Raw genomic sequence first — 19030 nt, 5'->3', positions numbered from 1 at the left:
GGTTGCAAAGTCTTGCCAGGCCACCCGGACTGGCATGCAACCCACTGTAGAAACCCGGGCCTAAACAAAACAGACTCAGAAAAACCGAGTTTATGCGGATCAGATGCGGCGCCTGCCTGCGGTCATAGGCCGCACGCTGATACGGTTTTTTACTGTTTAGCTGAATCTGTAATGCACTGCGCCGCAGGTCCATAGTCGCTCCCCAGAAAACGAGCCGCAGAGCCTGATGCCTGTAGGAGCCAGCTTGCTGGCGAAAAACCCAAGGGTGCCGCTGGGCATCCGGTTTTACGCATTATCGTTCACGACCTTCGCGAGCAAGCTCGCTCCTACAGGGTTCCGTGACTAATCCTGATGAGGTAGCCAGATGTATCAGTACGACGACTATGACCGGGCGCTGGTCTTCGAGCGGGTTGCGCAGTTTCGTGATCAGGTCGAACGCTTCACGGCAGGCGAGTTGAGCGAAGAGGAATTCCTGCCGTTGCGCTTGCAGAACGGCCTGTACATGCAAAAACACGCGTACATGCTGCGCGTGGCCATTCCCTACGGCACGCTCAGCGCGCAACAGATGCGTACGCTGGCGAGCATCGCCCGGGATTACGACCGTGGCTACGGCCACTTCACCACCCGCCAGAACATGCAGTTCAACTGGATCGAACTGGCCCAGGTACCGGAAATCCTCGAACGCTTGGCCCAGGTAGAAATGCACGCGATCCAGACGTCCGGCAACTGCGTGCGCAATATCACCACCGAAGCCTTCGCCGGGGTTGCGGCGGACGAGTTGATCGACCCGCGACCGCTGGCGGAAATCCTGCGCCAATGGTCGACGATCAACCCGGAGTTCCTGTTCCTGCCACGCAAATTCAAGATTGCCATCTGCTCTGCCGTACAGGACCGCGCGGCGACCATGATGCACGACATCGGCCTTTATCTTTACCCCGGCGCCGACGGACAAATGCTCCTGCGGGTGATCGTTGGCGGTGGTTTGGGACGCACGCCGATTCTTGGCCTGCAGATTCGCGAAGGCTTGCCGTGGCAGCATTTGCTGTCGTATGTCGAAGCGGTGCTGCGGGTCTACAACCGCCACGGTCGGCGGGACAACAAGTACAAGGCGCGGATCAAGATTCTGGTCAAGGCACTTGGGATCGACGCCTTTGCCAGGGAAGTGGAGGAGGAGTGGCAGCATCTCAAGGACGGTCCGGCGCAGTTGACCGGCGATGAATATGCGCGTGTCGCCAGTGCCTTCGTGCCGCCGGATTACCGTTCGCTGTCCAGTACCGACCTGGAGTTCGGCACCCGTCTGGCCGAAAACAGTGCATTCGCCCGCTGGGTTTCGCGCAACGTCCAGCCGCACAAGGTGCCGGGCTACGCCAGTGTGGTGCTGTCGACCAAACCGGGCAGTGCTTCGCCGCCGGGCGATGTCACCGGCGAACAAATGGATGCCGTGGCCGCGTGGTCCGAACAGTTCGGCTTTGGCGAAATCCGTATTGCCCATGAACAGAACATCGTCCTGCCGGACGTTCCGAAGTCGGAGCTGTTCGCGCTCTGGCGTGTGGCTTGCGAGCACGGGTTGGGCAGTGCCAATGTCGGTTTGCTGACCGACATCATCGCCTGCCCCGGCGGCGATTTCTGTGCATTGGCCAACGCCAAGTCGATCCCCACTGCGCAAGGCATTCAGGCGCGTTTTGACGACCTGGATTATCTGCATGATCTGGGCGACATCAGCCTCAACATTTCCGGTTGCATGAACGCCTGCGGCCACCACCACATCGGCAATATCGGCATTCTTGGCGTCGACAAGAACGGTAGCGAGTGGTACCAGATCACCCTCGGCGGCGCTCAGGGCAAGAACAGCGCGTTGGGCAAAGTCATCGGCCCGTCCTTCAGCGCGGCTGAGGTGCCCGACGTGATCGAGCGGATCATCGCCACGTTCGTGCGTTACCGCGAGAGTGAGGAACTGTTCGTCGACACGTTGCAGCGCCTGGGTCTGGAGCCGTTCAAAGAGGCGGTCTATCCGAAGTTGCTGGAGGTGTCGGCATGAACAATCTGCTGCGACTGGAGGCCGGTGTAGCGCGGATCGATAGCGCCGATCCGTGGACCCTGGTCAGGGAGCTTGCCGCCGGATTGCCTTCAGGTCCGGTGATAGTGCCGCTGGCCTGCTGGCTGGAGGAACCCGGGCGGCAGGGCGTGTGGCTGGGGCCGGACGATGAAGTGGAAAGCCTCAAGCCGTGGTTCGGCCAACTGCCGCTGATTGCGCTGGATTTCCCTAGTTTTCGCGACGGTCGTGGTTACAGCCAGGCGTATTTGCTGCGTACCCGATTGGGCTGGACCGGCGAATTGCGCGCGGTTGGCGATGTCCTGCGCGATCAACTCAGCCACATGCGCCAATGCGGTTTCGACAGCTTCGCGGTGCGCGAGGACAAGTCTGCCGAAGACGCGCTCAAGGGCCTTGCCGGCATGAGCGTGTTGTATGGCCGCTCGGTGATCGAGCCACGACCGTTGTTTCGGCGCCGTTAGAAAATGCCAAAGTTCAAAGGATCATCGCCTTCAATAGCCTTCGCGAGCAGGCTCGCTCCCACATTTTGACCTGTGCAGGACACCGATTTTGCGTCCGATGAAGATCTACTGTGGGAGCGAGCCTGCTCGCGAAGGCGGTTGAAGGTTCTGGCCGCGTTCGGACGACTTTTTGCTTTGGCCGGGGACCCCGTTTTGATAGAGTCCGCGCCTCATAAGGAAGCGGGTCAAAGAAAGGAGTCTGGTTTGAGCGCGGGCAAGAAAGTTTTAGGGCTGGTCGCAGTGTTGCTGATGGCGGCCCTGTGGGGCAGTTATGTGTACCTGTTCCAGGAGAACCGTGACGGGCAACTCGGGGCGTCAGCCGACAGTTCCGCCTGGTGCGGCACGCCACCAGCCAGCGATGCGGCGGCGCTGGGCAAGGATCACCTGACCCTGCGCATCACCAACAACGTACGGGGCGATTTCATGCTCTCGGGTGCGGTCATCGTCTCCGAGCGCACTTTCGATCGGTATGACCTGGGCCGCAATGAGTTGCGCCTGCGCCTGGAACCTCTTCAATGGTCCTACGGCGTCACGCCGATCTTCCTTGAGCAGGTCAGGATCAAACCGCTGAGTCGCAACCTCTCTTCGCTCGACAAAAGCGCCTACTCCGAGCTTGAATCCCGGCCCATCGGCGTGCAGGGGCGGGCAGCGGCGTTTCCGTTCGACACCTGGCGCTACGGCTACAAACCGGTGCTGTACATCCTCAAGGGCAATGAGCGGATCGACCTGAAGTTCAAGCGCATCACCACCCTCATGGAGATGTCCAATACCTTCACGCCGATTCAAAAGTACAACTGGGTCGAGTACATCAACGAGAAAAATTCATTGGTTCGCGAGGACGATTACAAGCCCTACGCGGCCAATGAGTGCGCCTTCAGTGTTGAGCGCAAAGGCTCGTTCAAGGTGATCGTGCTGCTGTTGTTGCTGGTGATCTGCCTGCCGCTGATGCACGTGTTTTACCGTGACGAACCGGGCATCGATTTTCTCGCGACACTGGTGAGTATCGGCGCGATCCGCGTGCTGTTGGTGGGACCGCTGGAGGACTTCCAGTTGTACAACATCGACTTCCTGTTCGGCGCCGCGATTCTGCTGGTGGGTACGGTGTCGTTGATCAAGGCGATGCGGGCGAACAGTCGGCGGGAGTTGGCGTTGAAGAGTGGTTCTTCCTGGTGATACCGAGGCGACGCTATCGCCAGCAAGCTGGCTCCTACAGGGGTATGCGATCTCTGTAGGAGCCGGCTTGCCGGCGATGGGGCCCCCGGATCACTTCAACGCCGGATCCCCCATGTTCATCTTCTTCCAGCCTTGCAACAGCACCTGGGCCTTGGGCTCTTGTCCGTTTTCCAGGTAGTACTGGATCAACGATAACCGCGCATTGCGGTTCGCCGGTTGCACCTTCAACAACCGTTCCAGTTCCTCGCAGGCCTCATCGACCTTGCCGCTGTCATGCAGCGCCACCGCCAGCACGTAGCCGAACTGCGCGCTCTGGGGTTCCAGCCCGGCGGCTTTACGCAGCACCGGCATGGCCTGGGCCGTTTTGCCCGCTCGTATCAGCGACAACCCTTGGGTATGCAACAGCAAAGCGGCGTCCGGATGCTCCTTGATGCCCTGTTCCAGCAGGGCCTGTGCTTCCTGACCGCGCCCACTGGCTTCCAGCCACTGCACCAGCGTCACCAGCGCCGGGTAAAAGTCCGGATCGCGCTGAAGCGCCGTGCGCAGCAGCGCTTCAACTTCAGCACTGCGACCGCTGGCCTGATACAGCATGGCGAGGTTGAGGTTGGCTTCCGCGCGTTCGGCCAGGCTCTTTTGCACATCCTCATACTCGGCGATGGCGGCGTTCCAGTTCGCCTGAGCGCTGCCCAAACCATTGCGGGCGACGCTGAGCAGATCACGGGCGGCAGCGATGCGTACCGCTTTGACCGGGTCACCCAGTAACGGTGTCAGCAGTGGTGCGCGCTCCGGCGGCGGGAGGAACGCGCTGATCGCCCGAACGGCGCTTTCACGCACTTGCGGTGCCGGGTTGCGCAAGTCCTGAGTCGCCAGTTTCAACGCCAGTTCGCTGGGGTACAGCGGCAACTCGGCCAGCAGCGTTGCGCGCTGTATCGCCGGCAGGTTGCTGCGTTGCAGCTGTTCGTACAAGGCTTGCGCCGCGCCGGGCTGACCGTTGCGAATCAGCCACAGGCTTTCGTCGTAACGCGGCGCCTGGGCGGCGGTGGCTGCGGTGTTCCAGAGCTTGAATTGTTCAGTGACTTTGTCACCGGCCTTACCCTGATGGCAGGTCAGGCAGGCGTCCGGCGTGCCGAGTTTTTTCGCCCGTTCAGGGTTGGGAATACTGAAGCTGTGGTCATGCCGAAAGTCATTGCCCATGTAGAACTTGCCGGGCATGTGGCAATCCACGCACTGCGAACCCGGTTGCCCCATGGCGTGGCGGGTGTGCTCGACAGAATCGTAGTTTTTCGCCTGCAAGTCCTTGCCCTCGACACCGGCCACCGAGGTTTTGCCGGCGCTGTTGTGGCATTGCAGGCAGACGCCGTTGCCCGGTGCCTTGAGTTCGTTGCTGTGGGGGTTGTGGCAGTTGCTGCAGCGCACGCCCTTGTCGAACATTTTGCTCTGGGCGAAGGAGCCGTGTTCGAACACTTCGTCCTTGATTTTGCCATCCAGCGCATACAACTCGCGGGTCAGTGGGCTGGGCAGATAGTCATCCATCAGGCGCTTGCCGACGGTGAAGCCATCGCCCAGCGGCGCGCGCCGGGAGTGGCAGCGGGCGCAGGTTTCGATCTCGACGGTCGCGTCCTTGTCCTTGAGGTCGACGGCGAAACCGGCGTGGATCAGATCAGTCTTTTTCGCGGTCCATTCCAGGTGGCTGGATGCCGGGCCGTGGCACGCCTGACAACCCACGCCAAGGCTGTTCCACTGACTGTCAAAGGTGTTTTTAGCCGCGTCGAAGTTGCGTTTATAGCCGGTGGTATGGCACTCGACGCACATGAAATTGGCGTTCTGGCTCGGCTTGCTCCAGTGCAACGGGTTCTTGAAGTTCACACCCTGGCCTGGATAAAGGTGAAACCAGCGGTGTTTCTCGGTATCCCAGGCGATGCCCAACGCCTGCAACCGACCGTCACCGACCTCAATCAAATACTGCTGCAACGGCGCGATGCCAAAGGTGTAGGCGACCTTGAAGTCAGCGTTCTTGCCATCAATACCCGGCGTGTTGACCCAGAATCCGTCGTCCTTGCGCGAAAACCGGGTCGTCTCGTTTTCGGCCTTGAAGGTGACGTTGTTGAAGTCGCCAAGCATCGTCCCGGCGCTGGCTTCCTGCATCGCCAATTGGTGATGCGAGCCTTGCCAGTCCTTCACTTGTTCACTGTGGCAACCCTGGCACTGTTGCTCATCGACCATCTTCGCCGGCGCGGCGACCACGGGTTTTTCAGGAGCAATGACTGGTGTACTGAGCGGCGGCGCATAGGTCACCGGGGCCGGTTGGCTGCTGAACAGAAACCAGCCAATGCCCGCGATCGCCAGGAGCAACACGCTAATGAGAACGGGAAACAGATAACGAGAAAACGAAGTCGGTGACGAATCAGGGTTTGGGGCGGCTGCTTTATTTTTATGTTTCGGCATTGCGACTTCCATAGTCCGGGTGCGTTTGCCGTCAGGCGCGCGTTCTAGCTCGATGCAGCTTTGACGGATGCCGGGCGTCTGTCAAATGACAGCTGTGATCCTCTGCGCGGCGATAGATGAATGTTGTGATTCTGCACAACAAAACGCGCTGCATTAGCTATACCTGTTAAACCGTTTCCAAACCGTAGTCGACCGCCCTACAGGAGTTACCGCATGAAGCTTGCATTGATGATGAGTACATTGTGTATTGCCTCGATCGGCGTAGTTGGCTGCGCCAGCAAAAAGGTCGAGCCAGACGAGTATTCAGGCTTCCTCAAAAATTACAGCCAGCTCCAGGAAGCCAAGTCACCTTCGGGTGCCGTAGTGATGCGCTGGATCGATCCGAAAGTTGACATCAAGAAATTCCAAAGCGTGTACATCGAGCCGACCCAGCTGTATCCCAAGCCTCAGCCGACGGCAAAAATCCCTCAGACCACCCTGAACGGAATCACCAGTTATTACGATCAGGCGCTCAAACGCGAAATCGGCAAGTCCCTGCCTCTGGCCTCAGGCCCTGGCCCGGGTGTGATTGTGGTGCGCGCCGCGATCACTGCCGTGAGCAGCAAGACCGAAGGGCTGAAGCCTTATGAAGTGATCCCGATTGCTCTGGTGGCAGCGGCGGTGAGTACTGCCAGCGGTATTCGTGATCAGCAGACCGACCTGGCCACCGAAGCGGTGTTCCTGGACGGCGGCAGCAATAAAGTCGTGGCCCAGGTCGTGCGCAAGGGCACCGGCAAACCGCTGGAAAACGAATCGCAGGTGATGAAGGCCGATGACGTGAAAGGCGTGATCGATGGCTGGGCTGCGGATATGCATCAGTCGTATCTGAAACTAAAATCCAAATAATTTGTTGGGGCTGAGGGCCTCATCGCGAGCAGGCTCACTCCCACATTGGATCTCCAGTGAACACAAAAAATGTGTGCGACAGAGATCAAATGTGGGAGTGAGCCTGCTCGCGATAGCGGTCTACCAGGCGCAGAATCACTCCCCGACAAACCACCGATAATACGGATTCCCCCCATCCCCGCGCATCACCTCGCGAATATCCCTGGCCCATGCATCACGGTCGCCGTCATAGGCATGCAGGCTCGCCCGATAAAACTGCATCAAGCGCTGCTGGTGCGCATTCATCCGTTCGATGAATCCCGCATCGGCATTCACTAACGGTGGCGCGACGTGCAAGTCCAGCAGGGCGGGGAGCACCCGACTGATCTCTTTGGCCCGCACCCACGGCGCATATTCGATACGCGGCTGGTCGTCGGTCACCGGCGGGGCATCGGCGGCGAAACGCTCCAGCCCCGTGCGATCGGTGACCCACGTGGCGAGCAAGGCGTTGGCGGAACCGATGCCCACGTCCTGCAACGTGCCGCGCACGCTGTCCTGCTGGAAGCGCTCGCTGATTTTCGCCGCATCCAGCGCAATCGGTTCCATCGAGCCCACCAGCAGCATTTCGTGGAACTCGCTGGTCCACACATTGGCGTACGGGAAAACATCGAGAAAGCTGCGCACCAGGGAGCGCGAATCGTCGATGTTCTGCGTGGGCAGCGGCAGCCACTGCGCGACTAGCCCTTGTTTCTCCAGGCGACTGGCGGCCAGTTGGTAGAAGTCCCGGGAGTAAAGATTGACCACGCCGGCCGCGGAGGGCGGTGGCGGTTCAAGGGTGATCAAGTCATAGCGCTGCGGGTTGCGCAGCAGCTCCTGGCGCCCGTCGCGCAGGCGTACGTCAACGCCAGGATCGGCGGCGGCATCGAAGTTGCCTTTGAACAGCGGCGCAGCCTTGACCACCGAAGGGAGCAACTCGGCCACCACCCGGTGTTCGAGCCCCGGATAACGGGTCAATGCGCCTGCGGTGATGCCGGTGCCAAAACCGATCACCAGCGCCGAGCGCGGTTCGCCGTTGTGGATCAGCAGCGGCAGCAGCGCCTGAATGCGCATGTAACGCAAGGACGGCATGGCGTCGCCGGTGTTGGACACGCCTTGAATGTACAAGCGCTGGAAGGCTTTCTGCCCCTTGCCCTGGGTGACCACCGCCACGGTCCCGCCGCGTCCTTCTTCATAGAAGGCCAGCGTGGCGTTGCGAGCACCGGGGAGCAGGCTGGCGAGTTTGTTCACCGGGGTAAAAACCGCGACCGCCACCGACAACAAGCCGATAGCCACCACCGCTTGCCGCCGGCCTTTCTTGACCCCGTGACCCTTGCGCACCGCGAAGTACCCGATCCCGGCGGCGACAATGGCCAACAGCCCCAATGTGCGTACCAGGCCCAGCCACGGGATCAACACAAACCCGCAGAGCATCACCCCGACAATCCCGCCCAGCGTATTGAACGCCACGACAGCGCCGACATCCTGGCCGACCCGCTCGCGGCCAACGCTCAGGCGCAGGGCGAGGGGGAACGCCGCGCCCAACAACAGCGTCGGCACAAACACGATGCTTAACGCCGCCACCGCAAACCGCGCGCTCATGCCCGGCAACTCACTCGCACCCAGCGACAACACCCAGGCTTCGGCGAGGCTTTGCGCGACCACCAACCAGCGACCGAGCAGGGCGATTTCCAGCAACGCGACCAGCCCGGCGCCGGCGATCAGCAAACCGAATACTCCCCAGGGATCACGAATGCGCTCCACCCGACGGGCCAGCAGCACACTGCCGAGAAACAGCCCGGTGAGGTACGTCGCCAGCACCACGGCAAAGGCGTAGGTGCGGGTGCTCATGAACTGCACGATCGATTGCGACCAGACCACCTCATAACCGAGGGCCACGCCGCCGGCAATCGAGTACAGCCATAAGGCCAGTCGGTCAGGCGCTTTGCTCGACGTGTGTTTCGCCGGCGCAACGGCCGGTAGTGAACGGTGACGCTGAAACCACAAGGCGCCGGCGGCGGCCAGCAGGTTCAGCATCGCGGCCGCCAGGGCACTGCCGCGCACGCCGAGGGTGGCAATCAGCACGAACGCGGCCAGCAGGGTGCCGGCGATGGCCCCGGCGGTGTTCGCCGCGTAAAGCTGGCCGCCAGCCTTGCCCAGATGCTGTGGGTCGGTGGCCAACGAGCGCACCAGCACCGGCAAGGTGCCGCCCATCAACAGCGCCGGGATGCCGACTAATGCGAAGGGCAACAGCCAAGCGGCCAGACCGATGTGTTGTTCCAGCCAGGCAAACGGGCTGGCCGCGAGGCTCATGGCAAAGGTCGCGCCGACACCCAACACGGCCACCACCACTTCCAGCCCTGCATACAGCAGAACGGGCTGCTGCAAGCGATCCGCCCAGCGTCCGAACAGCCATCCACCCAAGGCCAGCCCGGCAAAAAAAGCGCTGATACCGGTGGTGATTGCATAGACCTCGACGCCGACCACCAGCGACAGTTGCTTGATCCACAGCACCTGATACACCAGCGCCGCAGCACCGGAGACGAACAGCAACAGGGCCGGGATCAGCAGCGCGGGGGAGGCGGCATGAGGAACAGGAATGGCCGACGACTTGCTGGCGACACGTGAGGACATAGGGCTATTGCCTTGTACAAATTTCGAATTAAACACAAAACCATTGTAGGAGCCGGCTTGCCGGCTCCTACAAGGGTTGCGTTTGCATCTAGGAATAGGGCCGCTCGCCGTAACGGGCGAGCGGCGGTCAAACGGTCTTACTGTGCAGGTTGATTCTTCATTTTTTCAGCGATTTTGGCATCCACAGCAGCACGGACCTGGTCGATGCTGAAGCTGGCCGGTTTCTGGCTTGGTGGGTATTCGATGAAGGTCTCCAGGAACTTCGCCGCTTTCATGGTTGCCAGTCCGGTCAGGTAGACGTTTTTGGCTGTCCAGTCGTAATACTGGTCGGAAACCACGTCGGCCCGCTCAAAGGGGTCCATGCGCAGATTGAAGACTTTCGGTACCCGCAGGCAGACAAACGGCTCGCTCCATACCTCGAACCCGCCTGGTTTGCGTTGTTCGCAGAAAACCGCTTTCCAGTTATCAAAACGCATGGCGACCAGCACACCGTCGTCGTTGAAGTAGTAAAACTCCTTACGTTCGCCCTTCGGTGCCTGGCCGGTCAGGTATGGCAGTTGGTTGTAACCGTCCAGGTGCACCTTGAAGTTGGTGCCTCCCGACGTCGGTGCCCAGCCCTTCAGGAGTTTGTCCTTGACCCCGGTGTCGCCAGCAGCTGCCAGCAAGGTGGGGAACCAGTCCAGTCCCGAAAACATTTCATTGGAGACTTCCCCCGGCTTGATTTTGCCCGGCCAGCGCACCATCGCCGGTACGCGGTAGGCACCTTCCCAGTTGGAGTTCTTCTCGTTACGGAACGGCGTGGTGGCGGCGTCCGGCCAGGACCACTGATTCGGGCCGTTGTCGGTGGTGTAGACGACGATGGTGTTGTCGGTGATTTTCAGGTCATCGAGGGTTTTCAGCAGTTTGCCGACGTCACCGTCGTGCTCAAGCATGCCGTCGGCGTAATCGTTGCCGGGCATACCGCTCTGGCCGGCCATCGACTCACGGACATGAGTGAAGGCGTGCATGCGGGTGGTGTTCATCCAGACGAAAAACGGTTTGTCCGCCTTGGCCTGTTTCTCGATGAACGCTTGGGCCGCCGCTGTGGTTTCGTCGTCGATGGTTTCCATGCGTTTTTTGTTCAACGCGCCGGTGTCTTCGATCTTGCCATCGGCGTAGCTATGAATCACGCCGCGCGGAGAGTTGGCCTTTACGTACTCGGGATCATCCTTGGGCCAGTACGGACGCTCTGGCTCTTCTTCGGCGTTGAGGTGATAGAGGTTGCCGAAGAACTCGTCGAAACCGTGGTTCGTCGGCAGGTACTCGTCCTTGTCGCCCAGGTGATTCTTGCCGAATTGTCCGGTTGCATAGCCTTGGGACTTGAGCGCCTGGGCAATGGTGATATCACGTTTTTGGAGACCTACGGGTGCACCGGGAATGCCTACTTTCGACAGACCGGTTCGCAAAGGCGCCTGCCCGGTAATGAAGGTGGACCGTCCGGCCGTGCAGCTGTTCTCCGCGTAATAGTCGGTGAACAGCATGCCTTCCTTGGCAATCCGGTCGATGTTCGGAGTCTTGTACCCGACCACGCCCATGGAGTAGGCGCTGATGTTGGTCTGGCCGATGTCATCGCCGAAGATCACGAGAATGTTGGGTTTTTCGGCGGCCCCGGCAGTCGCCGAAATCGCCATCACCGAGGCCGCCACCAGGGCGAGTTTCGGTAGCCACTTGCGTATGCGAGTCATCTGACTTGCTCCTTTTGCGCTAGTGTCGCGTGGTGCGACAAACGTTTATTGCAGTCCTGCGTCACGCTTTTTATTGCACTTGCTCGGGAGTGGCGGCCGCCTCGAACGGATAGATCCGGCGCCATTCGGACGCCATGTCGACGATAGTCCAGCCACGGGTTTTTGCTTCGTCCAGGGCTTTGTCCAGGCGCCCGATATCGGACTTGCGGTCATAGGCCCATTCGCGTTTGGCGTCGGTGTGGTGCACCAACCCCATGAATCGTTTGCCGGGGCCGGCGGCAGTCCACTGCAACATTTGCAGGTCGCCGTCGGAATTGCCGAACGCCAGGATTGGCCGCTTGCCGATCACCGCGTCGATGCTTTCCGGTTTGCCGGGGCCGTCGTCGTTGTGGGCCAGTTTGGGCGTGCGCACGATCGAAGCTTTGCCGTCCTTGAACTGGAACGCCGTGACGAAGGTGGTGCCGATCACTTGCTCGGGCGGGATGCCATAGACCTTCTCGGCGAAGGCGCGCATGAACCCGGTGTCGCCACCGGAGACGATGTAGGTCTTGAAGTCCTGACCGCGCAGGTAGTCGAGCATTTCCAGCATCGGCTGGAAGATCATCTCGGTGTACGGCTTGCCGGTCTTCGGATGCCGGGCCTGGCTCAGCCAGGTCTTGGCGTAGTCGTCGAAGGCTTCGGTGGTCATGCCGGTGTGGGTCGCGCCGAAAATCTTCATGATGCCGTCCATGCCGGCGGCGGCGAGTGCCTGGTGATCGTTTTCCAGAACGGCCTTGAAGGGCTGGGTGGTTTTCCATTCCGGGTGCTGCGGCGCGGTGCGCTTGACCTCTTCCAGGGCAAACAGCAGCTCGAAGTACATCGGCTGCTCGCTCCACAAGGTGCCGTCGTTGTCGAACACGGCGATGCGGTCAGCGGGTTTGACGAAGTCCCTGCTGGATTGGTCGGTGACCGTCTGGACGAACTCGATGATGTGCTTTTTCGCCGGGCCGTCATTCCACGACGGCAATGGCTCGTTGGCGTGGGCCAACAGCGGCAGGATCAGCGCGAAGAGCAGCGTCAGCCCGAAACGATGGTGGCTTGATGTCGCGTTCGTCATGGGAATTCCTTCTCGTGGACGGGGTTGAGCGGCCGCAGTGCGGGAACGGTCCGGACGTTGCTGCCTCGCGCCTGACTATGCAGCGTAGACAAGGATTGCCCGAGTTGGCGCAGCGCCTGATCTTCGGTCGATTGACGGCTGTAACAGGCGCGTAACAGGTCCTGCAGGCGCGGGCCGAGGACGCTCAATTTCAGGCCTCCGCGGCTACGTTTGAGCCACAGGTACAGGGCGCTGAGTTGCGCCGGTCGGGCGTTGATTTGCGGTGGAATCTGCCGCCAGGCGTAGTCGGCGGATTGCAGCCACGCGGCGTGTCGGGCACGGCGACGGTCGCGCACGGCCAGGCAAGCGCGATGCATGAAAGGCCTTGCGAACCAGCCCAGTATCAGCACTGCCGGCAGCAGCAAGACAACCAGCCAGTGCCTGGAAAAATGCACGCGACTGTGCTCGCCCATTTGTTTCAGGTCTTCGGCAATCGAGAACACTGGCGTGTAAGCGCTGTTGGCGATGGCCTCGAAGCTCACTGCCGGTACTTGCGCGGTGCGGGTTTGCTGGCTGCTGGCATCCCACCATTTCAGCTCGATCGCGGGCAGGCTGTGATGGCCTTCGCTGTCGATACGGTAAGTCACGGTGTCGATGCGTTGGCCGCCGGTGAAGTTGCCCCGGCCGTCGTCCAGGCTGCTGATTTGCGGGTTCTTCGGGTAACGGCTCAGGCCGCTGACCTCGCCCAATGACGGCGCGGGCAGCGACATGGCCATGGCGTTGTCGGCCTGCAAGGTCAGTTGCCGGGTCAGGCTGTCCCCGACCTTCAGAGGCGTTGCCGAGTCGATGACTTTTTGCGTGAAACGCAGCCCTTGCGCTACCAGTACCGGCTCGCCAGGCTTGAACCCCGGCGGTTGTGTGGCGGTGAAATGCATCGGCTGACTTTGCGCACTCAACCGGGCGCTGGCCTGACCCGGCGTGGCCTGCACGGTCAGCGCCGGAATGTCAAAACCCCGGGCCAGATTCGGGCTGATCCGGTAGCTGTAGCGCATGCCGTTGAACGCCTTGCCGTCCAGCGTCTGGTTGATGTGCTCGGCGTGGCCGTCGGGCGGCAGCACCAGCGCGCCGGGCAGTTTCAGGTCGGGCAGGGCGGGGGCGTCGGTGAACCAACTGTCGGTGAGGACGTCGAGTTGCAGTTCCAGGAGACCGCCGACCATGACCGGGTCAGCGGGTTGCAGGCGCGTCTGGATGCGCAGTTCGGGTTCGGCGGCGAGGGCGGATGTGATGATCAGGCAGCAGAGCAAGGCGCAGAGATTTGCGGTGAGTGAACCGACGCCATCGCGAGCAGGCTCGCTCCCACAGTTGATTGGATTGAAATCAAATTTTTGTGATCGCCACAAATCCTCTGTAGGAGCCGGCTTGCCGGCGATGGCCATCACCCGATTCATGGCTTGCCCCCCGCCTGATCCTGCAAGCTGAATTTCTGCTTGAGGAATTTCGCTGGCGATGTCGTCAGGTTCTGCAACCACAACGCGTCCGACGTCGCCTGCTCGGTCTCCACGGCTTTGCTTTGTCCCTTGCCCGGCGCCTTGTCCATCTTGATTTCGTCGGGTTTGACCTCAGGCGCGTTCTGTTCGGCGCTCTCGGTGTCTTTCTCCAGGGCGATGGCCAATGCCAGATTGGCCGAGGCCTCCGGGAACTGTGGTTGCAGCTTCAACGCCTGGGTGTAGGCCGCGATGGCCTGATCAAACTTGAAACGACGCACGTAAATATTGCCCAGGTAGAAATACGCCTGGGGTGTTTCCAGTCGTGCAAAACTCGCCAGCGCGAGGTCAAAATCCGCCGCGTTATAGGCTGCGATGCCTTTCCAGTACGGATCGACAAAAAGCGCAGCGGCCTGCGGGAAATGCTCATGTTCGAAGGCCCAGCGACCTTGCTGGTCAGGGGTGAAAAATGCATCGGTCAAAGCGTTGGCCTGGGCATTCGTCGGCTGAAAACCGACACCCAGCGCCAGCAGCAAACCGGCCGTCCAGTTCAGGCTCCAGCCTTTGCGCACGCAGAAAAACGCGATCAGCAGCAGCGGCCAGCACAGCCAGTATCCGGCGTCTTTCCAATGCAACTCACGCTGCTCGTCACTGGCCGCCTGGAAATGTTGCCGGGCGTGCAGTTCGATCCAGTCCAGATCGTTGTCATTGAGCGTCAGGCTGCCCAGTGGCGCCGCCATGGCTGATGCCAACTGCTTGAGCGCGGCCTGATCGAAACTGCCGAGGGCCGGGCGGCCGTTGCTGTCGGTGCGCGGCTGGCCATTGGCGTCACGAATGATCCCGCCATCCTCGCGCCCGACCGCGAGGATCAACACTTGCAGCGTGCTGTCGTTCAGTTGCTTGCCCAGGCCGGCGAGTTGCGAGGTGTCGGCGCCGTCGGTGATCAACAACAACGTGCCCGGCGTTTTCTCCGCCGCCAACAGGCGTTTGGCCTCGTCGATCACCGCGCCGACATCTTTCCCCGGTTTGCCGATCAGGTCGCTGCTCAATGCCTGGATAAACGTATCGAGCAACGCTGGATCGTCGGTTGGCGGCAGCACCAGATGCGCGCTGCCGGCGTAGGCGATCAGCGCGTTGCGGGCACCGGCGCGGCGCTGGATCAGGTCGTGCAGTTTGTGTTTGACCGCTTCCAGGCGACTGGGCGGCACGTCGCTGGCGTCCATCGAGGGCGACAGGTCAATGGCAATGATCAGCGGCGCACGATTTTCCAGAAAGTCCGGCCGGTCCTGCTCCCAGGTCGGACCGGCAGCGGCGAGGGCGCCCAACATCAACAGCGCGCATACCAGATGCACCGGCCGCAAGCGCTGTTGGTCCTGCGGGGTTATCAGCAAGTGCGGCAGCAAGTGTTCGGCAATGTTGCTGCGCAAACGCCGCTGCACATCCCGGCTGCGCCTCCAGAGCCACGGCAGCAAGGCACCCAACGGCACGAGCAAGAGCCACAGCGGACGGAGGAAGTGCAAGTCGCTGAGGTTGATCTCCATCTCAAGCCTCCTGCCGCTGACGCGCGAGGCTCAGGTGCGGACGCAGCAGGGCGCCGAGATGGTAGAGCGCGAGCAAACCGATAGCGGCGCCGAGCGGCCACCAGAACAGATCCCTTTTCGGTTGGTGGCTGAGGGTTTTCACCTGGTGCGGGGTCAGCGTGTCGAGGGTGCTGTAGACCTGATCCAGCGCGGTGCGGTCTTCGGCGCGGAAGAACTTGCCACCCGTGGCGTCGGCGATCTGCTTCAAGCCTTGCAGGTTGACCTTGGCTTCGCCTTCGGCGCTCGGGTCGCCAATGCCGATGGTGTGAATCACCACACCTTTGGCGGCGGCCATCGACGCCGCGTGATCCGGGGTGATGGCGCTGCTGGTGTCGTTGCCGTCGGTGAGCAGGATCAGGATTTTTTCCTGTTCATGGGCCTGATCCAGCAACTTCAGGCTCAGGCCAATCGCATCGCCGATGGCGGTGTTGGGCCCGGCCATGCCGATGCCAGTGTCGTCCAGCAACAGCGACAGGCTGGCGTGATCCAGTGTCAGCGGCGCCTGCGGATACGCGCCGCTGCCGAACACGATCAGGCCCAGGCGATCTTCTTTACGCTTGTCGATAAAACCGTGGACCACGTCCTTGACCGCCGCCAGACGATTGATTTTCTGCCCGTTGGCATCGGTGAAATCAGTGGTTTCCATTGACTGGGAGATGTCGATGGCCAGCATCAGATCGCGCACCGGTTGCTGGCGTTCGATGGGTTTTTCCACGAACACCGGGCGTGCGGCCGCAAGCAGCAATAGCGCCCAGACCAGCAGGTTCAGGAGCAATTGCCAGCGATTGTTGCGTGTACCGGCGGCGCTTGGCGCCTGACCGACCGCGCGGCTCATGGCGCCGAAAAACGGCACCCGCACGGCGCTGCGGGCTTCGCGGTAATCGGGCAGGTAGCGGTAACCCAACCAGGGCAGCGGCAGGAGCAGTAACAGCCAGGGGTAATCAAGCTGCCACATGGTGCGACTCCACCCAGTGTTTGCAGGTGTCGAACAGCTGCTGACGCTGATCATTGGGCAACGCCAGCAATGTTGCATCCGGCGCATAGGCCAGCAACGCCAATTGCCGGCTGAAATCCGCCGGCAACGGCTGCGCACTGTGCTGCGCCAGAAATGCCTGCCAACGCTCATTACCTAACGCCGCAGGACCTTGTAGGAGCCGGCTTGCCGGCGATGGCGTCCGCGAGGGCTGTGCAAATCTCAAGGGCCCCATCGCCGGCAAGCCGGCTCCTACAGAGGTTGTATTCCAACTCATAGGCATCGACAGGGCTACGCGTTTGAGCAGTTCGGGGAGTTCGCGCAGGGCGCTGATTTGATCATCGCTGCTTTGCAGTTCAGCCAGCCGCACCAATGCCTCGCGCCGATACCGATCCCGCCGCCACTGCCAATACCGCCGCGCGCCTACCAGCAACACAGCAGCCATCAACACCGCCAGCAACCCCCACCAGCCCCACGTCTGCGGCGCGTAACTGATGGGCGCCGGCAGGGCCATTTCCTTGAGTTGCTCAATGCTCGGCACGTTCGGGTTCATCGCCGCCCCCCGCCGAGTTTGCCCAGTTCCGCGCGCAGTTGTGCTTGCGCCTCGGTCGCCGTACTGAACATCATCAACGGCACCTGACTGCGGCGCAGCAGCGTGGCGACATCCTTGAGCCGACCGCTGAGAAAATCCCCCAGCGGCTGATGAACACTGCGTTGTTCGACCGCCAGTTCGACTTGCAACTGACCTTGAGTAATCAGCAAACGGCCGTTTTTCGGCAGGTTCAACGCCAACGGGTCGTACACCTGCATGGCGATCACATCGTTGTGCGCCGCCAGTTGCCGCATCAGTTGCAAGGTGCGTTCACCCGCGCCGGCAAAGTCGCTGACGATGCAGATCAGGTGATCGTGACCGGCCACTGCCAGGCACTGTTGCAGGACTTTATCGAGCTGATCCTCGCCCTCGGCGTCCGGGTTGGCCGCGCTCAATGCCTGATTCTGCTGGACGATGCGACTGCACAGCGCCTCGATCCGTTTGCGGCTGCGCAACGGGGCAATCGCGTCGATCCGTGAGTCGTTGAATACCAACCCTCCAACCCGGTCGCCCGCGTTGAACACCATCCACGCCGCCAGTGCGCCGAGTTCGGCGGCAACCGCGGATTTGAAACTGCGTTGCGAGCCAAAAAACATCGACATGCGCTGGTCCACGAGGATCAACGCCGGGCGATCGCGCTCTTCGGTGAACGTGCGCACCACCGGTTTGCCGGTGCGCAGTGAGGCGCGCCAATCGAGGTGGCGCAAGTCGTCCCCCGGTTGATAGCGGCGCAACTCATCGAAATTCAGCCCGCGGCCCCGCAGCCGCGAGGCGTGGTTGCCGGCGAGGATGCTGCCTTGCGGCTGGCGTGCGAGGAAACTCAGGTCACGGGCCTTGAATTCCAGCGCCATCAATTGCGCCAGAGAGACATAGACCAGACCGTCGACACTTTTTATTTTCAACATCAGGCAGGAATCGCAACGTTATCGAGCAGGCGATCCAGCACCTGATCGGCCGTGACGCCATCAGCGACCGCGTCATAACTCAGCTGCAAACGATGCCGCAGCACCGGATGCACCACGGCGCGCACGTTGTCCGGCGAGACAAAATCCTGCCCCTGCAACCAGGCATCGGCGCGGGCGCAACGGTCCAGGCCGATGCCGCCGCGCGGGCTGGCGCCGATGGCGATCCAGCGGCCCAGGTCCGCGTCGTAATCCGTCGGATGGCGGGTGGCGTTGATCAGGTCGATCAGGTAACGATCGATAGCCGGGGACACATGGATGGCGTTGACTTCCCGGCGTGCAGCGAAAATCACTTCCTGCGACAGCGCGAAACCCTGCACCGGCGCGGTCTTGGCGCCTGTCGCAAACTCCTCTTCACGTAGCAGCCGAAGCACTTGGCTCTCGTTTTCCGCGCTCGGGTAATCGAGCAATACCTTCATCAGAAAACGGTCCATCTGCGCTTCCGGCAGCGGGTAAGTGCCCTCCTGTTCGATGGGGTTTTGGGTGGCGACCACGATGAACAATTCCGGCAGCCCATGGCTGTTGCCGGCCACGGTGATTTGCCGTTCTTCCATCGCTTCCAGCAGGGCCGCCTGGACCTTGGCCGGTGCGCGGTTGATTTCGTCGGCCAGAATCAGGTTGCCGAACAGTGGACCGGGCTGGAACCGGATTTCGTTCTTGCCATCGATCTGGTGCAGCACTTCGGCCCCGGTGATGTCCGACGGCAGGAGATCAGGGGTGAACTGGATGCGGCTCATCTTCGCGTCCAGGTGTTTGGCCAGCGCTTTCACCGTGCGGGTCTTGGCCAGCCCGGGCAAGCTTTCCAGGAGCAAATGGCCGTTAGCGAGGAGGCCCAGCAGAATCTGCCGGATCACTTGATCCTGGCCCAGCACCGCTTCGGCGATGCTGGCTTGCAGGGCATTGAGGTCGTTGAGTGCGGTCATTGAGGGGCCTTT

The 19030-nt window shown here is 61.3% G+C and carries 14 protein-coding genes; 4 read left to right on the top strand and 10 right to left on the bottom strand.

The window, feature by feature from the left end:
- Nucleotides 1-364: 364 nt before the first annotated feature.
- The 3 genes from KGB24_RS07010 to KGB24_RS07000 all read left to right on the top strand — a co-directional run bounded on the left by KGB24_RS07010 (nucleotide 365) and on the right by KGB24_RS07000 (nucleotide 3726).
- Nucleotides 365-2038 (top strand): nitrite/sulfite reductase, encoded by a 1674-nt coding sequence (locus KGB24_RS07010; RefSeq protein WP_223416644.1) that lies wholly within the window; start codon nucleotides 365-367, stop codon nucleotides 2036-2038.
- Nucleotides 2035-2514, top strand: a complete 480-nt coding sequence (locus KGB24_RS07005) for a DUF934 domain-containing protein (protein WP_223416645.1) — start codon at nucleotides 2035-2037, stop codon at nucleotides 2512-2514. Before KGB24_RS07010 ends, KGB24_RS07005 begins: the two co-directional genes overlap by 4 nt.
- Nucleotides 2515-2757: 243 nt before the next feature.
- Nucleotides 2758-3726, top strand: a complete 969-nt coding sequence (locus KGB24_RS07000; protein WP_223416647.1) for a hypothetical protein — start codon at nucleotides 2758-2760, stop codon at nucleotides 3724-3726.
- Between the two features lie 90 nt (nucleotides 3727-3816).
- On the opposite strand, the gene KGB24_RS06995 is transcribed toward KGB24_RS07000, so the two are convergent.
- Entirely contained in the window at nucleotides 3817-6171 is a 2355-nt protein-coding gene (locus KGB24_RS06995) for a tetratricopeptide repeat protein (RefSeq protein WP_223416648.1), read from the bottom strand.
- 213 nt (nucleotides 6172-6384) lie between these two features.
- Here KGB24_RS06995 and KGB24_RS06990 point away from each other — a divergent pair, with 213 nt between their 5' ends.
- Nucleotides 6385-7056 carry a DUF3313 domain-containing protein gene (locus KGB24_RS06990; protein ID WP_008030171.1) on the top strand — a complete coding sequence of 224 codons (672 nt, stop codon included), beginning with the start codon at nucleotides 6385-6387 and terminating at the stop codon, nucleotides 7054-7056.
- A 135-nt stretch (nucleotides 7057-7191) separates the two neighbouring features.
- On the opposite strand, the gene KGB24_RS06985 is transcribed toward KGB24_RS06990, so the two are convergent.
- The 9 genes from KGB24_RS06985 to KGB24_RS06945 all read right to left on the bottom strand — a co-directional run bounded on the left by KGB24_RS06985 (nucleotide 7192) and on the right by KGB24_RS06945 (nucleotide 19018).
- Nucleotides 7192-9705, bottom strand: a complete 2514-nt coding sequence (locus tag KGB24_RS06985; protein ID WP_223416650.1) for a fused MFS/spermidine synthase — start codon at nucleotides 9703-9705, stop codon at nucleotides 7192-7194.
- 137 nt (nucleotides 9706-9842) lie between these two features.
- On the bottom strand, nucleotides 9843-11429 hold the full coding sequence (locus KGB24_RS06980; protein ID WP_008030174.1) for an arylsulfatase: 1587 nt from the start codon (nucleotides 11427-11429) through the stop codon (nucleotides 9843-9845).
- A 70-nt stretch (nucleotides 11430-11499) separates the two neighbouring features.
- Nucleotides 11500-12525 carry an HAD family hydrolase gene (locus tag KGB24_RS06975; RefSeq protein WP_223416652.1) on the bottom strand — a complete coding sequence of 342 codons (1026 nt, stop codon included), beginning with the start codon at nucleotides 12523-12525 and terminating at the stop codon, nucleotides 11500-11502.
- The gene (locus tag KGB24_RS06970) at nucleotides 12522-13952 is read right to left on the bottom strand and encodes a hypothetical protein (RefSeq protein ID WP_223416653.1); all 1431 of its coding nucleotides are present in this window, start codon (nucleotides 13950-13952) and stop codon (nucleotides 12522-12524) included. The genes KGB24_RS06975 and KGB24_RS06970 overlap by 4 nt, the downstream gene beginning before the upstream one ends.
- The gene (locus KGB24_RS06965; RefSeq protein WP_223416655.1) at nucleotides 13949-15529 is read right to left on the bottom strand and encodes a VWA domain-containing protein; all 1581 of its coding nucleotides are present in this window, start codon (nucleotides 15527-15529) and stop codon (nucleotides 13949-13951) included. The genes KGB24_RS06970 and KGB24_RS06965 overlap by 4 nt, the downstream gene beginning before the upstream one ends.
- A gap of 1 nt (nucleotide 15530) precedes the next feature.
- The gene (locus tag KGB24_RS06960) at nucleotides 15531-16523 is read right to left on the bottom strand and encodes a vWA domain-containing protein (RefSeq protein ID WP_223416656.1); all 993 of its coding nucleotides are present in this window, start codon (nucleotides 16521-16523) and stop codon (nucleotides 15531-15533) included.
- Nucleotides 16510-17094, bottom strand: coding sequence for a DUF4381 domain-containing protein (locus tag KGB24_RS06955; protein ID WP_008030185.1), 585 nt, complete (start codon nucleotides 17092-17094; stop codon nucleotides 16510-16512). The genes KGB24_RS06960 and KGB24_RS06955 overlap by 14 nt, the downstream gene beginning before the upstream one ends.
- Nucleotides 17091-18038 (bottom strand): DUF58 domain-containing protein, encoded by a 948-nt coding sequence (locus KGB24_RS06950; protein WP_008030187.1) that lies wholly within the window; start codon nucleotides 18036-18038, stop codon nucleotides 17091-17093. Before KGB24_RS06950 ends, KGB24_RS06955 begins: the two co-directional genes overlap by 4 nt.
- Nucleotides 18038-19018, bottom strand: coding sequence for an AAA family ATPase (locus KGB24_RS06945; RefSeq protein WP_008030190.1), 981 nt, complete (start codon nucleotides 19016-19018; stop codon nucleotides 18038-18040). Before KGB24_RS06945 ends, KGB24_RS06950 begins: the two co-directional genes overlap by 1 nt.
- Nucleotides 19019-19030: the final 12 nt, after the last annotated feature.

Origin of the sequence: Pseudomonas sp. BF-RE-25, assembly GCF_019956105.1 — a bacterium.
Lineage (GTDB): Bacteria > Pseudomonadota > Gammaproteobacteria > Pseudomonadales > Pseudomonadaceae > Aquipseudomonas > Aquipseudomonas migulae.
This window is presented reverse-complemented; position numbering and strand designations above follow the sequence as displayed.

What these genes read in the sequence shown, in the direction of transcription:
- KGB24_RS06995 (WP_223416648.1), bottom strand. Translation starts at nt 6,171, where the DNA reads ATGCCGAAACATAAAAATAAAGCAGCCGCCCCAAACCCTGATTCGTCA.
- KGB24_RS07005 (WP_223416645.1), top strand. Translation starts at nt 2,035, where the DNA reads ATGAACAATCTGCTGCGACTGGAGGCCGGTGTAGCGCGGATCGATAGC.
- KGB24_RS06965 (WP_223416655.1), bottom strand. Translation starts at nt 15,529, where the DNA reads ATGGAGATCAACCTCAGCGACTTGCACTTCCTCCGTCCGCTGTGGCTC.
- KGB24_RS06975 (WP_223416652.1), bottom strand. Translation starts at nt 12,525, where the DNA reads ATGACGAACGCGACATCAAGCCACCATCGTTTCGGGCTGACGCTGCTC.
- KGB24_RS06970 (WP_223416653.1), bottom strand. Translation starts at nt 13,952, where the DNA reads ATGAATCGGGTGATGGCCATCGCCGGCAAGCCGGCTCCTACAGAGGAT.
- KGB24_RS06950 (WP_008030187.1), bottom strand. Translation starts at nt 18,038, where the DNA reads ATGTTGAAAATAAAAAGTGTCGACGGTCTGGTCTATGTCTCTCTGGCG.
- KGB24_RS06960 (WP_223416656.1), bottom strand. Translation starts at nt 16,523, where the DNA reads ATGTGGCAGCTTGATTACCCCTGGCTGTTACTGCTCCTGCCGCTGCCC.
- KGB24_RS06985 (WP_223416650.1), bottom strand. Translation starts at nt 9,705, where the DNA reads ATGTCCTCACGTGTCGCCAGCAAGTCGTCGGCCATTCCTGTTCCTCAT.
- KGB24_RS06990 (WP_008030171.1), top strand. Translation starts at nt 6,385, where the DNA reads ATGAAGCTTGCATTGATGATGAGTACATTGTGTATTGCCTCGATCGGC.
- KGB24_RS07010 (WP_223416644.1), top strand. Translation starts at nt 365, where the DNA reads ATGTATCAGTACGACGACTATGACCGGGCGCTGGTCTTCGAGCGGGTT.
- KGB24_RS06980 (WP_008030174.1), bottom strand. Translation starts at nt 11,429, where the DNA reads ATGACTCGCATACGCAAGTGGCTACCGAAACTCGCCCTGGTGGCGGCC.
- KGB24_RS06955 (WP_008030185.1), bottom strand. Translation starts at nt 17,094, where the DNA reads ATGAACCCGAACGTGCCGAGCATTGAGCAACTCAAGGAAATGGCCCTG.
- KGB24_RS06945 (WP_008030190.1), bottom strand. Translation starts at nt 19,018, where the DNA reads ATGACCGCACTCAACGACCTCAATGCCCTGCAAGCCAGCATCGCCGAA.